General features: G+C 72.9%; 11 protein-coding genes. 10 read left to right on the top strand and 1 reads right to left on the bottom strand.

Annotated elements, in window-relative coordinates; all coding sequences use genetic code 11:
* Positions 1 to 210: 210 nt before the first annotated feature.
* Positions 211 to 1,809, top strand: coding sequence for a helix-turn-helix domain-containing protein (locus AB0D94_RS21005; protein ID WP_362053952.1), 1,599 nt, complete (start codon positions 211 to 213; stop codon positions 1,807 to 1,809).
* Positions 1,806 to 3,758: an APC family permease gene (locus tag AB0D94_RS21000; RefSeq protein ID WP_362053949.1), complete on the top strand. Its 1,953-nt coding sequence runs from the start codon at positions 1,806 to 1,808 to the stop codon at positions 3,756 to 3,758. Before AB0D94_RS21005 ends, AB0D94_RS21000 begins: the two co-directional genes overlap by 4 nt.
* Here the strand turns inward: AB0D94_RS21000 and AB0D94_RS20995 are convergent.
* Positions 3,664 to 5,076 carry a helix-turn-helix domain-containing protein gene (locus AB0D94_RS20995; protein ID WP_362053946.1) on the bottom strand — a complete coding sequence of 471 codons (1,413 nt, stop codon included), beginning with the start codon at positions 5,074 to 5,076 and terminating at the stop codon, positions 3,664 to 3,666. The two genes, AB0D94_RS21000 and AB0D94_RS20995, sit on opposite strands and share 95 nt — an antisense overlap.
* Before the next feature lie 154 nt (positions 5,077 to 5,230).
* On the opposite strand from AB0D94_RS20995, the gene AB0D94_RS20990 reads away from it, so the two are divergent.
* The 8 genes from AB0D94_RS20990 (at position 5,231) to AB0D94_RS20955 (ending at position 13,534) form a co-directional block, all read left to right on the top strand.
* On the top strand, positions 5,231 to 5,812 hold the full coding sequence (locus AB0D94_RS20990; RefSeq protein ID WP_362053943.1) for a TetR family transcriptional regulator: 582 nt from the start codon (positions 5,231 to 5,233) through the stop codon (positions 5,810 to 5,812).
* 160 nt (positions 5,813 to 5,972) lie between these two features.
* Positions 5,973 to 6,392 carry a hypothetical protein gene (locus tag AB0D94_RS20985; RefSeq protein ID WP_362053940.1) on the top strand — a complete coding sequence of 140 codons (420 nt, stop codon included), beginning with the start codon at positions 5,973 to 5,975 and terminating at the stop codon, positions 6,390 to 6,392.
* Entirely contained in the window at positions 6,389 to 7,180 is a 792-nt protein-coding gene (locus AB0D94_RS20980; protein ID WP_362053937.1) for a transcriptional regulator, read from the top strand. The genes AB0D94_RS20985 and AB0D94_RS20980 overlap by 4 nt, the downstream gene beginning before the upstream one ends.
* Before the next feature lie 71 nt (positions 7,181 to 7,251).
* Positions 7,252 to 7,671, top strand: a complete 420-nt coding sequence (locus AB0D94_RS20975; protein ID WP_362053934.1) for a roadblock/LC7 domain-containing protein — start codon at positions 7,252 to 7,254, stop codon at positions 7,669 to 7,671.
* Positions 7,672 to 7,751: 80 nt separating this feature from the next.
* Positions 7,752 to 8,126 (top strand): hypothetical protein, encoded by a 375-nt coding sequence (locus tag AB0D94_RS20970; protein WP_362053931.1) that lies wholly within the window; start codon positions 7,752 to 7,754, stop codon positions 8,124 to 8,126.
* 194 nt (positions 8,127 to 8,320) lie between these two features.
* Complete coding sequence (locus tag AB0D94_RS20965) at positions 8,321 to 11,902, top strand: bifunctional glycosyltransferase family 2 protein/CDP-glycerol:glycerophosphate glycerophosphotransferase (protein ID WP_362053928.1); 3,582 nt, start codon at positions 8,321 to 8,323, stop codon at positions 11,900 to 11,902.
* Between the two features lie 136 nt (positions 11,903 to 12,038).
* The gene (locus AB0D94_RS20960; protein ID WP_362053925.1) at positions 12,039 to 12,521 is read left to right on the top strand and encodes a VOC family protein; all 483 of its coding nucleotides are present in this window, start codon (positions 12,039 to 12,041) and stop codon (positions 12,519 to 12,521) included.
* Positions 12,522 to 12,589: 68 nt separating this feature from the next.
* Positions 12,590 to 13,534, top strand: a complete 945-nt coding sequence (locus AB0D94_RS20955) for a MerR family transcriptional regulator (RefSeq protein ID WP_362053922.1) — start codon at positions 12,590 to 12,592, stop codon at positions 13,532 to 13,534.
* Positions 13,535 to 13,655: the final 121 nt, after the last annotated feature.

Raw genomic sequence — 13,655 nt, 5'->3', positions numbered from 1 at the left:
CGGGCACGGCTGCCGGACCCCGGTGCTTCCCCCGTGAACACCGGGGTCCGGTGCCTGTGGCCCAACCTAGGCGCCCACCGGCCCGTTCGCAGGATTCGGTGTGCCCAGTGGCCGGGCGAGACCGGTATCACTGCGCACAGTGTGCGGCGGATGGTTGAATGCGGCGGCCCTGTCCCGGACCGGAGGGAGCGTCCCATTCAGCACCGCGCCGTGCCGCCCCCGTCCCCGTCCCCGCCGCCTCCGCCCACGCCCCCGCCGCCTCGGCCCCCGCCGCCGTACTCGGACTGGTCGCGGTCCGACGACGTCCTCCGGCTCCACCGGCTCGCCCACACCGGCGGTTCGGCCGCACTGCTGGAATGGCTCGCCGCACGGCTGGGCGGCTGGACCGGGGTGGTGGACACGGTGGAGGCCCTGGGACCCGAACTCGCCGTCCGGGGCGCCGCCGAGATGAGCGCCCGGGGCGTGCGCTCGGCCGTCCTGCACGGCGGCGGCTCCGTGGCGCTGCTGTTCGCGCTGGAGGGCGGGCGCGCGCTGGCCGCCGTACTGGAGCGCCCGCACCACCAGGGCGCGCCGGCGCTGCTCGCGGACGCCGCCGTACCGCTGGCCCTCGTCCTGCGCGCCGAGGAGGCCGTGCGGCGCGAGGAGCGGGCGGCGCTCGCCGAGTCGCGGGCCCGCGAGGCGGTGCTGCACCTGCTGATGAACGGCCGGCTCTCCACCGCCCACCAGATCGCCGGGGCGCTCGGCCCCTCGCTGCCCGAGCCGATGCGGATGTACGTCGTCGAATGCCGGACCGGGAGCCGCGCCGAGGTGACCCGGCTGTGCGAGGAGCTGACGGGCGGCCAGGCCTGGATCGTGCGCTGCCCGGTCTACGTACGCCACCTCATCGTGTTCGTCCCGGCCGGCCTGGCCGCGGTCGCCGCCGACCACGACCCGCTCGCGGCGGCCCTGGTGGGCGCGGCCCCGGACTGCGCGGTCGGCGTCAGCGGGGAACTGTTCCTGCGCGAGGCGCCGGCCGCCTACGGCCAGGCCTTCCACGCCCTGGCCGTCGCCCGGGGCCGGGACGAACGGCACGCCCGGTTCGGGCCGGGACCCGAACTGGCGCTCGCCGCCCACGGCGCGGGGGCGGGCTGGGCGCAAGCCCTGCTCGCGCCCCTGCACGCGTACGAGCCCCGCCGCCTCCAGGACCCGGGAGCGCAGGAGCTGCGCGCCACCGCCCACGCCTGGCTGAACTTCACCTCGCACGCGACCCGGCTGCTGAAGATCCACCGCAATACGCTGGCCGGACGCCTGCGCCTGATCGAGGCCGTGCTCGGGCTGGACCTGACGCGCCTCGCCGACCAGGCGGCGCTCTCGCTGGCGCTGCGGCTGACGCCCGGCGCCGCGCGGCCGGGCGGGGGAGGGGACACCGTACGCGCCCGGGCCGGAGCCCCTGCGCCTCCGCCGGACCCGAAGCCTGCCCTCGACGACGTGCTGCGCGATCCGGGGCTGACCGCCTGGGCCCGCACCCATCTGGGGCCGCTCGCCGGGACCGGGGCCCCGCCGGGTGCCCGCGCGACCATCCGCACCTGGCTGGACCACGACGCCCAACTCGTCCCGACGGCAGCCGCGCTGGGCATCTCGGTGCCCGGCGCGCGCAAGCGGCTCACGCGCATCGAGGCCGTGCTGGAACGATCCCTGCTCCAGTGCCCGAGCACCCGCCACGACCTGTGGCTGGCGCACCGGGCGGAAGAGCTCGCCGGGGTGACACAGGCGCAGCAGGGGGTGAAGACCGCGAATCGGGCAGGATCATGCACGATCATGCCGAAATGAGGCGTATCAATGCGAAACGCGTGCTGGTCGGTGAGCCCCTCGACACCGCGCGCCTGGGCGAGACCCTGCTGCCCAAACGGCTCGCCCTGCCGATCTTCTGCAGCGACCCGCTCTCCTCCGTGGCCTACGCCACCGAGGAGATCCTGCTGATCCTCGCCCTCGGCGGCGTCGCGCTGCTCCACCTCGCCTGGTACGCGGCCGCCGCCATCGTCTTCCTGCTGGTGGTGGTCATCGCCTCCTACCGGCAGACCTGCCACGCCTACCCGGGCGGGGGCGGCGCGTACGTCGTCAGCTCCGAGAACCTCGGGCCCACCGCCGCGCTCACCGCCGCCAGCGCCCTCCTCGTCGACTACGTGATGACCGTCGCGGTATCCATCGTCTCCGGCGTCTCCGCCATCACCTCGGCCGTCCCCGCGCTCAGCGACCACGAAGTGGCCCTGTCCGTCGCCTTCGTCGTCCTGCTGACCCTGATGAACCTGCGCGGCGTCCGCGAGTCGGGCCGCGTCTTCGCGATCCCCACCTACGGTTTCGTCCTCGTCGTCTACATCATGTTCGCCTGCGCCGCCGTACGGCTGGCGACCGGCGACACCATCCGCGCCGAATCGGCGCACCTGCCCATCACCGCGGAGGGCACCTACGCGGGCCTCGCCCTCGTACTCCTCGCGATGCGCGCCTTCGCCTCCGGCTGTACCGCGCTCACCGGTGTCGAGGCGATCAGCAACGGCGTGCCCGCCTTCCAGAAGCCCAAGGCAAGGAACGCGGCGAACACGCTCGCCGCGATGGGCGTGCTCTCGGTGACCATGTTCGTGGGCATCACCGCCCTCGCCATGACCTACCAGGTGCACGTCGCGGAGGACCCCACCGAACTGGGCCTGCCGCCCGGCACCCCGATGTCCACCGCCCTGGCCCAGATCGGCCGCGCCACCTTCGGGAGCTGGCACTTCCTCTTCTACCTGCTCCAGGCCGTCACCGCCGGCGTGCTGATCCTCGCCGCGAACACCGCCTTCAACGGCTTCCCGATGCTCGCCTCCATCCTGGCGAAGGACCGCTACGCGCCCCGCCAGCTCTTCAACCGGGGCGACCGGCTCGTCTACTCCAACGGCGTCGTGCTCCTCGCGCTCGCCGCGATCGCCCTCATCGTCGCCTTCGACGCCGAGCTGACCCGCCTCATCCAGCTCTACATCATCGGGGTCTTCGTCTCCTTCACCCTCTCCCAGTCGGGCATGGTCCGGCACTGGAGGAGGGAACTCGCCTCACCGGCCACCCCGCGCGCGGAGCGGGTGCACATCCACCGCCGCCTCGCCATCAACGCGGTCGGCGCCACCCTGACCGCGCTGGTCCTGGTCATCGTCCTGGTCACCAAATTCACGCACGGCGCTTGGCTGGTCGTCATCGCCATGCCGCTGCTCTTCCTCGGCATGAAGGGCGTACGCCGCCACTACGACCAGGTCGCCCGCCAGGTCGCCGTCCCCCCGGGCGCCCGGCCGCGCAAGCCCGCCCGCCACCACGTACTGGTCCTGGTCGCCTCCGTGCACGCCCCGACCCTGAAGGCCCTCGGCTACGCGCAGGGCTTGCGGGCCGACACCCTCACGGCGGTCACCGTCGCGGCGGACGAGGAGGACGCGGCCCGGCTGAGGCAGGACTGGGCCGAGCACGATCCGGGGCTCCCGCTGAAGATCCTGCACTCGCCCTACCGCGAGGTGGTGGGGCCGATCATGTCCCATATCCAGGAACTGGCCGCGGACTCCTCGACGGACATGCTGTCGGTGGTGATCCCCGAGTACGTCGTGGGCCACTGGTGGGAGCAGCCCCTGCACAACCAGAACGCGCTGCGGCTGAAGGCGCGGCTCCTGTTCACGCCCGGGGTCGCGGTGATCGACGTGCCGTACCGGCTGGAGTCGGCGAAGACCGCCGCGCGGCCGGGTCGCCAGGACGCGGAAGGGGGATAGCCCGGCCGTCCGGGCCGAGGCCGGGCCCCCGGCCCTGCCCCGGGCGCGCCGGGCCCGGCTCGGCGGCGGCCCGCTGGACGACCGCCGCGTGCGCGAGCGCCAGTTCCACCACGTGGGCCGGGTCGGCGAGGCTGCGGCCGGTGAGCCGCTCCATGCGGCGCAGCCGGTTGGAGACGGTGTTGCGGTGGCAGTACAGCCGCTGGGCCGCGTGGATCGTCGAGCCCTGGCAGGCCAGCCAGGTCCCGAGGGTGGTCAGCAGCACCCGGCGGTCCTCCGCGGGCAGCTCCAGTACGGGCCCCAGTACCACCTGGCGCAGCCGGGCGGCGAGTTCGGCCTGGGCCGCGACGAGCGCCGCGGGCAGCCGTTCGTCGAGCAGGACGGTGTACGGGCCGCCGGACACGGACATGGACGCGGGTGCGGTGCGCAGCGCCAGGGCGGCCAGCCCGCGGGCCCGGGCCAGTTCGGCGGGCGCCTCCACGACCGGGCTGACCCCGGCGCGGACCCCGAACGGCGCGAGCAGCTCCCGTACGGACTCCAGCGGATGGTGGCCCAGCTCCACCAGGCCGGTCTCCCCGTCGGCGCGGATCCGCCACAGCACGCGCGGGCCCGAGCCGGAGCCCTGGCCGGCGGACGCGACCCCGGACGCTGCCGCGCCCCCGCCTGCTGCCACACCCGCGACCCCGGACGCGCTGCGGGTCGCGGGCGCGGCACCGGGCAGCAGGGCCGGGCCGCCGGGGCCGACGGCGACCACCGCGAAGCGCCCCCGCTCCGGCAGTCCCAGCTGCGCCGCGGCCTCCGGGGCCGCCGGCCCGTCCGCGGCCCCGTCGAGCAGGACGTCCAGCAGGGCCGCGCGGCGCTCCCGGTCGCGCTCGCCGCGCAGCGACTCCGTACGCCGGTAGGCCTCGGCCACGGCGTCCGTCAGCTGGTCCAGCACGTCCCACAGGGCGTTCGCGCCCGGCAGCAGCCGGGGCAGCGCCGCGCGGTCGTACGCGGTGACGGCCTCGGTGAGGGTCTGCCACAGCAGCCGCCCGCCGCGGCGGTAGGTGCGCAGCAGCGAGGCGAGCGGCAGCCCTTGCTCGGCCCGGAGGGTGCCGGTGGCGCGGGCGTCGGAGAGGTCCACCGGCAGCCCGCGGAGGCTGCGGGCCAGGCCTTCGACGGCCTGCCGGAGGTTGTGGTGGATCCGCTCGCGCAGCTCAGCCCGGCCGAGCAGGGCGGCGTACGCGGGGTCCTCGGCCAGGGTCCGGTCGGCGAGCCGGTCCGCCACCGGGGCGAGCCGGCGGTACAGGTCCTCGCGTATCTCCTCGATGATCCGCTCCATGACGGGCAGCCTGACACGCGGGAGGCGGCGGTGGGGAGGGGTCCGGATGACGCCTGATCGGAAAGACAGGTCCTTCCGCATCCGCTACTGTGATCGAAGTACTGCACTTGCAGTGATCATCTTCAGGTGCCGCCCCCGTCCCCAGGAACCGCCAATGCGCCAGAATCCGCAACGCCGCGCCGCGCTGCTCGACGCCGCCATCGAAGTCCTGGCGCGCGAGGGCTCGCGGGGCCTGACGCTGCGGGCCGTGGACACGGAGGCGGGCGTGCCCATCGGCACCGCCTCGAACTACTTCGCCAACCGGGCCCAGCTGCTCGTGCAGATCTTGCACCGCACCCGGGAGCGGCTCACCCCCGACCCGGCGGACCTGACCGGCCCGCTGGACACCGAGGTGCTGCTCAGGCAACTCCTGGAGCGGATGAGGCGCGAGCGCAGCGTGCACATCGCGATGCTGGAGCTGCGCCTGGAGGGCACCCGGCGCCCCGAGCTCCAGGCGGAACTCGCCGGGTTCCAGGCGGCTGAGCTGGCGGCCAACGTCGACTGGCACCTGGCGGCGGGCCTGCCGGGGGACCGGCAGGGCGTGGTCCTGCTCTACCTCGCCATGCTCGGCCTCATCGTGGACGACCTGACCGTGCCCGGCCTGCTGGAGCCCCATTCCGTGGAGGGGCTCATCAAGGTGATGGTCGAGCGCCTCCTCCCCGAGCGACCCGCGGACGATCTTCCGCTCCCTACGTGATCAAAAGTCGACGGGTTCCGGCCAAGCTGTCGCGCCCATCCGCGCATGTTCCAGCGGAAAATGCCAGAACGCCCTTCCGCAGTGTGGAAGTTGAGTAAGTTCCCTCCTGTCGCGCCGTACGACCGTGCACCCCGCACGTCCGGCCGGGAGGGGAGCCCGAGTGCCCGGGATCGACGAATGTCTGCTCGAAGCCATGGCCCTGCCTGGTGCGCGGGGGGCCGCGCTGGTCGACTGGAGCAGCGGACTGGCCCTCGGCACCGCCGGGGACTCGCCCGTGGGCGACCACGAGACGACCGCCGCCGAGACCGCCGAGCTGGCCCGCGCGGCCGCCGAGTACGAGTCCTTCGCCCCGGCGGCGGACGGGCCGGCGCCCCGGGGCGGAGCGGGCCCCGGCCTCTCCGGGCCGCCCGTCGAGGACCTGATCGTCACCACCCGCACCGGCTACCACGTGCTCCGCTTCGTCGAGACCAGCTTCGACAGCAGCGTCTTCCTGCACCTGTGGCTCGACCGCGCGGACGGCAACCTCGCCCTCGCCCGCCACAGACTCCGCGCACTGGCCGAAGGGCTGGTGCTCAGATGACCGCCGCGGCCACCGCCCCGGCCGCCTCGGTCGCGGTCTCCCCCCTCCTCACCCGGCTCGCCGCCGAGCGCGCCACCGGCGCCCTGCTCCGGGACCGCGGCACCCTCTTCCTGGAGGACGGCCGCATCGTGCACGCCGAGAGCCCGGCCACCCCCGGCCTCGACGTGCTCCTCACCACCGGCGGCGGCCTCGCCCCCGAACGCTGGCGCGAGGCCGTGGACCGGGCCGGCGCCCGCCGCCAGGTCGCCCGCTTCCTCGTGGACAGCGGCGGGCTCGCGGGCGGGGAACTGGAGATCTGCCATCTCGCCGCGATCTTCGACGCCGCGTTCTTCGCCCTGTCCCCGGGCAGCGGGCCCTCCCGGTTCCGCCGCGGGGCCACCCACTGGATCGGCTCCGTCCGCTCGGTCCCGGCCGCCGCCGTCGAGCGCGAGACCCGGCGCCGCTGCGAGCTGCTCGACGCCGTCTGGCCGTACCCGCTGCTGGACACCGCCCCGGTGGTGCCGCGGGCCGCCGCACCCGGCCAGACCGTCACCGCCCGCCAGCGGCTGCTGCTGGACCGGGCGGACGGCGTACGCACCCCCGCGGACCTCGCCTGGCTGCTGGGCAGGCCCGCCTTCCACACGCTGCTCGACGTACGGCGCCTCGCGGCGGCCGGACTGGTCGAGACCCCGCACGCGCCGGCCCCCGTACCGGCCGCGCATCCCCTGCCCGACTGGATGACCCAGGCCCAATCCCCGGACGTGGCGCTGCTCCGCCGGTTACGCGACGCACTGGAGGCAAGCCTGTGAGGCTCCCGCTGCGACCGGCCCTGCGCGCCGACCGCTCCGAGCGGAGGCAGCCCGAGAGGAGAAAGGCCGACATGAGTACGGTGCCCGCCGAAGCGGAAGCCGAGATACTCGCCGAGCTCCGCAGGCTGCGGGCCCGCGTACCGCAGCTCACCGGCGCCCTCGCCGCCAGCGCGGACGGCCTGGTGCTCGCCCAGGACAGCGCCGCCACCGAGTCCGAGTCCGTCGCGGCGCTGACCGCGGCCGCGCTCGCGGTGGCCCAGCGGCTCAGCGACAGCACCGGCCAGGGCGGCTTCCGTGAGCTGCTGGTGCGCGGCGAGCACGGCTACGTGGCCACGTACGCGGCGGGCGAGGCGGCCGTCCTCACCCTGATCGCGGAGCCGCGCCTCAACGTGGGGCGCCTCCACCTGGAGGCCCGGCGCTCCAGCCTGCGCATAGCCGAACTCATCGACCACACCCTGGGGCGGCGCGGTCCCGCCGCACCCCCCGCGTGATCCGACCCGAAGCCGAAGCCGACTCCGCGGTCCGACCGGATCCGCAACCACCACAGAGAACAGAGAAAGAGGTAACACCCATGGCCAACGTCGACACCGCCCTCAAGGAAGCCACCACGACGATCGACGGCGCGCTCGGCGCCGCACTGGTCGACTACGGCAGCGGCATGGCCCTCGGCACCGTCGGGGGCGGCAAGGACCTCGACCTCGCGGTCGCGGCCGCGGGCAACACCGACGTGGTGCGCGCCAAGGTCCGCACCATGGAGATGCTCGGGCTGAACGACGAGATCGAGGACATCCTGATCACCCTCGGCAACCAGTACCACCTGATCCGGCTCCTGAAGGGCCGCGGTGCCAGCGGCTTCTTCCTCTACCTGGCCCTCGACAAGGGCCGCGCGAACCTGGCGATGGCACGCCACCAGCTGAAGAAGATCGAGAACGAGCTGGAGGTCTGACCCGGGTCCCCCGCTCGCCGGACCGCGTCCGACCGTATCGTCCGGGTGGCGGGCGGCTGAAATCTTTGCCGTCCGCCCCGGCGATCAGTTGGGGTATGACCGAGATAGGGGGATTTTATGAATCTGTTACAGAGTAGGATGCTGTCATCAACTGATCATCGATAAAGCATAAAACGCTGGAGAATCCGCCACCCATGCCCCCGCGCCTGAGCATCGTCGTCCCCGTCTACAACGTCGAGCTCTACCTCGACGAGTGCCTGGAATCCATTGCCGCTCAGACCTTCGAAGACTTCGAGGTCATCCTCGTGGACGACGGGTCCACGGACACCAGCGCCGTCATAGCCAAGGCGTTCGCCGCGCGGGACAAGCGCTTCCGGGTCGTCATGCAGGAGAACGCAGGCCTCGGCGCCGCCCGTAACGTGGGCGCCCGGCACGCCGACAAGGACAGCGAGTACCTGGCCTTCGTCGACAGTGACGACACCATGCCGGTCTACGCCTACCAGCGGCTCATCGACGCCCTCGACGAGACGGGCTCGGACTTCGCCGGCGGCAACGTGAAGCGCTTCCGCTCCGTCGGCATGCAGCAGTCCTGGGGCCACCGGGCGGCATTCGCCAAGACCCAGTTGAAGACCCACATCTCCAAGTTCCCGGCACTGGTCACCGACCGCACCGCGTGGAACAAGGTGTACCGGCGCACCTTCTGGGACGCGCACGGCTTCCAGTACCCCGAGGGCATCCTCTACGAGGACGCCCCCGTCAGCATCCCGGCGCACTACTTCGCCTCCAGCGTCGACATCATCAGCGACTGCGTCTACCACTGGCGCGTCCGCGAGACCGGCGAGCGCTCCATCACCCAGCGCTCCACCGACCCGGTCTCCCTCATCGACCGCGTGAAGTCGGTCCGCCTGGTCCGCGAGTCCCTCAAGGCCAAGCAGGGCGCCAAGTACGAGCGCTACCTCCGCGACTACGACTACAACGTGCTGAGCGAGGAGCTCCCGCTCATCTACAAGTACGTCGGTGAAGGCGGCCCGGACTTCCGCGCCGCGTTCGTCAAGGAGGTCGGCGGCCTCGTCCGGGAGATCGGCACCGGCCCCTGGTCCGACCTGACCGTCGCCGACCGCCTCAAGGCCTACCTGGCCCGCGAAGGCCGCGTCGAGGACTTCATCGCCCTCCAGGACCACCAGCGCGACTACCACTACAGCGTGCCCGTCAAGGGACTCGCCCGCCCGCAGGCGGACTACCCCTTCCTGCACGGCCGCCCGCCGGTCCCCGCCAAGATCCTCACCCTCGGCCCTCGCGAACGCCGCGTCGTCAGCCGCCTGGAGCAGGCGGCCTGGGCCGACGGCAAGCTGCTGCTGCGCGGCTACGCCGTGCCCGGCCACCTCGGCGCGGAGAGCCGCCTCGGCTCGCGCAAGATGCTGGTGTTCCGCGAGGGCGGCAAGCGCCGCCGCTCCGTCGTCAGCGCCCGTACGGTCGCCTCCCCGATGGCCACCGTCAACGCCCCGCACCTCGCCCTGAAGCACGCCGACTGGGCCGGCTTCACCGCCGTCGTCGACCCCTCGATCTTCCAGTCGGGCGGCGGCTGGCGCGAGGGTACGTGGACCACCTCCATCGCCGTCACCGGTGCCGGCGGCCTGCACCGGGCCCGCCTCAAGGGCGGCGAGCACGACACCGGCCAGAACCCGCCCCCGCACTGGGTGGCCCCCGACGTCCGCATCCTCCCGACCGTGTCCGGCGCCCTCACCATCCAGGTGGAGCTCGTCCGCGCCCGGGCCCTGGACGTCCGCAAGGCCGGCGACGACGCCGTCGAGGTGAGGGGTGAACTCGCCGCCGAGATCGGCACCGAGGCCACCCTGCAGGCCGTCCACGTCTCCACCGGCACCGTCCTCACCGTCCCGGTCGAGACCGCCCCGGCCGGCACCGGCGGCCGGACCCCGTTCACCGCCCGCGTGCCACTGGCCGAGCTGGCCGCCGTACCGGACGCCGAGAGCGAGCCCGGCGAGTGGACCCCCGAGCCCTGGAGCCTGTCGGTGCTCGGCGCCGACGGCACCGAGCACCGGCTGGTCTACGACGAGCGCGGCGGTTTCACCGGCCTCGTCGTGCCCCTGCCCGGGGCCGATGCCGGCCGCACCCTCTTCGCCAAGCGCGGCAACACCGGACACCTGACCCTCTCCGTGCAGCCCTCGCCGCCGCTGGTCGACGCCGTCGAGACCGAGGGCGGCAGCGTGACCCTGCGCGGCCGCTTCGTCGCGCCCACCGACGAGCCGTACGAACTCGTCCTGCACAACGCGCACGGAGTCGAGTTCAGCTACCCGGTCACCCGTGACGGGGACGGCTTCACGGCCACCTTCGAGCCCTCGCTCCCCGAGGCCTACGCCGGCCGCACCACGCTCCCCGAGGGCCGCTGGTGGCCCACGCTGCGCCCCGCCGCCCAGGGCGGCACCACCGCCGGCCTGCTCGGCGTGGACCGCGGCGCGCCCGTGCAGATGGGCCCGGGCCTGCTCTTCGCCGGCCCGCACCCCTTCACCACGCACGGCCGCCGGATGCGCGTCGAGGCGCGCTTCTACGACCGCACGGTCCTGGTCTCCGACCCGCTGCTCAGCCCGCACGACCGTTCCAACTTCGCCCAGCGCGTGGCCCGTTTCGAGACCTACCCGGCGCAGCGCGCCCTGCCGGTCAAGGACATCGTCGTCTACGACACCTTCCAGGGGAACGGCGCCGGGGACTCGCCGCGCGCCATCCACGAGGAGCTGCTGCGCCGCGGGGAGAAGCTGGAGCACATCTGGCTGGTCCGCGACGGCCGCGCCGAGGTGCCGGAGACCGCCCGCGCCGTGCAGTACGACAGCGTGGAGTCCTGGGACGTCCTGGCCCGTGCCCGCTACTACGTGGTGAACTCCAACGTGCCGCGGAACTTCCTCCGCCGCCCCGGCCAGACCGTCGTCCAGACCTGGCACGGGACGCCGATCAAGCAGATCGGCCACGACTTCGTCCACGACTACTACACCAGCCCCGAGGTGCTGGAGGGGCTCGAACACGACAGCGCCCAGTGGACCCTGCTCGCCTCCCCGAGTTCGTACGCCACGCCCGTCCTCAAGCGCGCCCTCGGCTACCAGGGCGAGGTCATCGAGTCCGGCGCCCCGCGCACGGACGCGCTCGTACGGCCCGACGCGCAGCGGATCGCGGAGGTCCGGCGCCGGCTCGGCCTGCCCGAGGGCAAGAAGGTCGTCCTCTACATGCCCACGTGGCGGGAGAACTGCGAGGGCTGGTCCGGCGGCTACAAGCTCGACCTGCGGATCGACCTGGACCAGGCCCGCCGCGAGCTCGGCGAGGACCACGTCCTGCTGATCCGCGGCCACCACAACGTGGGCGAGCAGGTCCGCGAGGGGGCCCGTGACGGCTTCGTCGTCGACGTCTCGCGCTGGCCCGACGCCACGGACCTGCTGCTCGTCGCCGACGTGCTGATCTCGGACTACTCCTCCGCGATCTTCGACTTCGCCCTCACGGACCGGCCGATCCTGCTCTTCACGTACGACCTCCAGCACTACCGCGGCACGCTGCGCGGCTTCAACTTCGACCTGGAGGAGAAGGCGCCCGGCCCGCTGCTCGCGGACTCGGCGAGCCTGATCGCCGCCGTGCGGGACGCGGACGCGGTCGGTGAGCAGTACGCCGAGGCGCGGGCGGCGTTCCGCGCCGAGTTCTGCGACCTGGACGACGGCGAGGCCACCAAGCGGGTCGTCGACCGGATGCTCGGAGTGACCGGGACGCCCGCGAAGTAACCCGTACGAGCGAATTCCAGGCTGGACACAGACCGGCCCCGGGCCCACCGATGAATTCCGGGCCCGGGGCCGGTCTGTATGTGAGGGACGGCGTCCACCGCGGAACCGTCCGGCACGCACGCGCCTGGAGGCAGTCATGAGCAGCAACGGATTCACCACGTGCCTGTGGTTCGACGGGGACGCGGAGGCCGCCGCCGACTACTACCTGTCCGTATTCAAGGACGGCAAGCTCGGCCGGATCGGCCGCTACACGGAGGCGGGTCCGGGGGCGGACGGCGACGTCATGGTCGTCGAGTTCGAGATCAACGGGCAGAAGTTCGTCGGCCTCAACGGCGGGCCCCAGTTCCCGTTCACCGAGGCGATCTCCTTCCAGATCCGCTGTGCCGACGACGCCGAGGCGGACTACTACTACGAGGCGCTGACCCGTGACGGCGGGCAGGAGTCGGCCTGCGGCTGGGTCAAGGACAAGTTCGGCGTGTCCTGGCAGGTCACCCCGGAGGAGGCCATCGACCTGATCGCCGACCCGGACCCGGCGCGGGCCGCCCGGGCCACCGCCGCCATGCTGAAGATGAAGAAGCTGGACGTTGCGGCGATGCGCCGCGCGGCCGACGGGGAGTAGCGAACCCGCTGGATGATCGAGCCTTGAGGCTTGAGTCTCCAGTGAGTGGAGACAGCAGAGTGGGGGACATGGAAGACGTCACGACCCTCTATTCGATCGGGGAGCTCTCCCGGCGGACCGGCTTGCCCGTGCGGACCATCCGGTTCTACTCCGATTCGGGGGTGGTGGCGCCGACCACCCGAAGTCCCGCCGGCTACCGGCTCTACGACCTCGACGCACTGCTTCGTCTGGAACTCCTGCGCACCCTGCGCGAACTGGGCATGGACCTGGCCACGATCCAGCGGGTGCTGGACCGCGAGCTCTCGGTGGCGGAAGTCGCCGCGGCGCACGCCGACGCCATGGACGTCCAGATCCGGGTGCTGCAACTGCGTCGGAGCGTTCTGCGAGCCGTGGCCGGACGCGGGTCCGATCCCGAGGAGACCAAGCTCATGCACAGGCTCACCCAGTTGTCCGTCGAGGAACGCCGACGGTTGATCGACGATTTCGTCGATGGCACCTTCGGCACAGTGGACGCCGACCCGGCCGCGGTGGCCATGGTCCGCGCTGCCACTCCCGCCCTCCCGGCTGATCCGTCCAGCGAGCAGGTCGCCGCGTGGGTGGAACTCGCCGAGCTGGTCGGCGACGAGGACTTCCGGGCCCGGATGCGCCGGACGGCCAGGCGCCAGGCCGCCGGGCGCACGCTCGACATCGAGAGCGAGGCCGGCGAGGAACTGATGGAGTTCACCCGCCAGAAGGTGGCCGAGGCCATGGAGTCGGGCACCGACCCGCTCGGCGACAGGGCGGCACCCGTCATCGACGACCTCGTGCGCCGCTTTGCCGCGGTGTTCGCGCGCACCCCGGACACGGAATTCCGGGACTGGCTGGCCCAGCAGTTCGAAGAAGCACACGATCCCCGGGTGGACCGGTACTGGCGGCTGGTGTGGATCGTCAACGGCTGGCAGGTGGTACCGAACCTGATCCCGGTGTATCCCTGGCTCATCCAGGCCCTGCGCAATGACCCGGACAGGACCTAGTCACCGCAGTGGGCACCGCCCCGGAATCTAGTGCTGTGACCGGAAAGGTTCACCGGGTCGCGCCGCCCGGCACGGCACCTCGCCGCGTTGTCGGACCGCGCCGGTACGTCCAGTACGAGCC

Origin of the sequence: Streptomyces sp. NPDC048255, from assembly GCF_040652415.1 — a bacterium.
In the GTDB taxonomy this organism is placed as follows: Bacteria; Actinomycetota; Actinomycetes; order Streptomycetales; family Streptomycetaceae; genus Streptomyces.
This window is presented reverse-complemented; position numbering and strand designations above follow the sequence as displayed.

What these genes read in the sequence shown, in the direction of transcription:
- AB0D94_RS20965 (WP_362053928.1), top strand. Translation starts at nt 8,321, where the DNA reads ATGCCCCCGCGCCTGAGCATCGTCGTCCCCGTCTACAACGTCGAGCTC.
- AB0D94_RS21000 (WP_362053949.1), top strand. Translation starts at nt 1,806, where the DNA reads ATGAGGCGTATCAATGCGAAACGCGTGCTGGTCGGTGAGCCCCTCGAC.
- AB0D94_RS20955 (WP_362053922.1), top strand. Translation starts at nt 12,590, where the DNA reads ATGGAAGACGTCACGACCCTCTATTCGATCGGGGAGCTCTCCCGGCGG.
- AB0D94_RS20990 (WP_362053943.1), top strand. Translation starts at nt 5,231, where the DNA reads ATGCGCCAGAATCCGCAACGCCGCGCCGCGCTGCTCGACGCCGCCATC.
- AB0D94_RS20980 (WP_362053937.1), top strand. Translation starts at nt 6,389, where the DNA reads ATGACCGCCGCGGCCACCGCCCCGGCCGCCTCGGTCGCGGTCTCCCCC.
- AB0D94_RS20995 (WP_362053946.1), bottom strand. Translation starts at nt 5,076, where the DNA reads ATGGAGCGGATCATCGAGGAGATACGCGAGGACCTGTACCGCCGGCTC.
- AB0D94_RS20970 (WP_362053931.1), top strand. Translation starts at nt 7,752, where the DNA reads ATGGCCAACGTCGACACCGCCCTCAAGGAAGCCACCACGACGATCGAC.
- AB0D94_RS20975 (WP_362053934.1), top strand. Translation starts at nt 7,252, where the DNA reads ATGAGTACGGTGCCCGCCGAAGCGGAAGCCGAGATACTCGCCGAGCTC.
- AB0D94_RS20960 (WP_362053925.1), top strand. Translation starts at nt 12,039, where the DNA reads ATGAGCAGCAACGGATTCACCACGTGCCTGTGGTTCGACGGGGACGCG.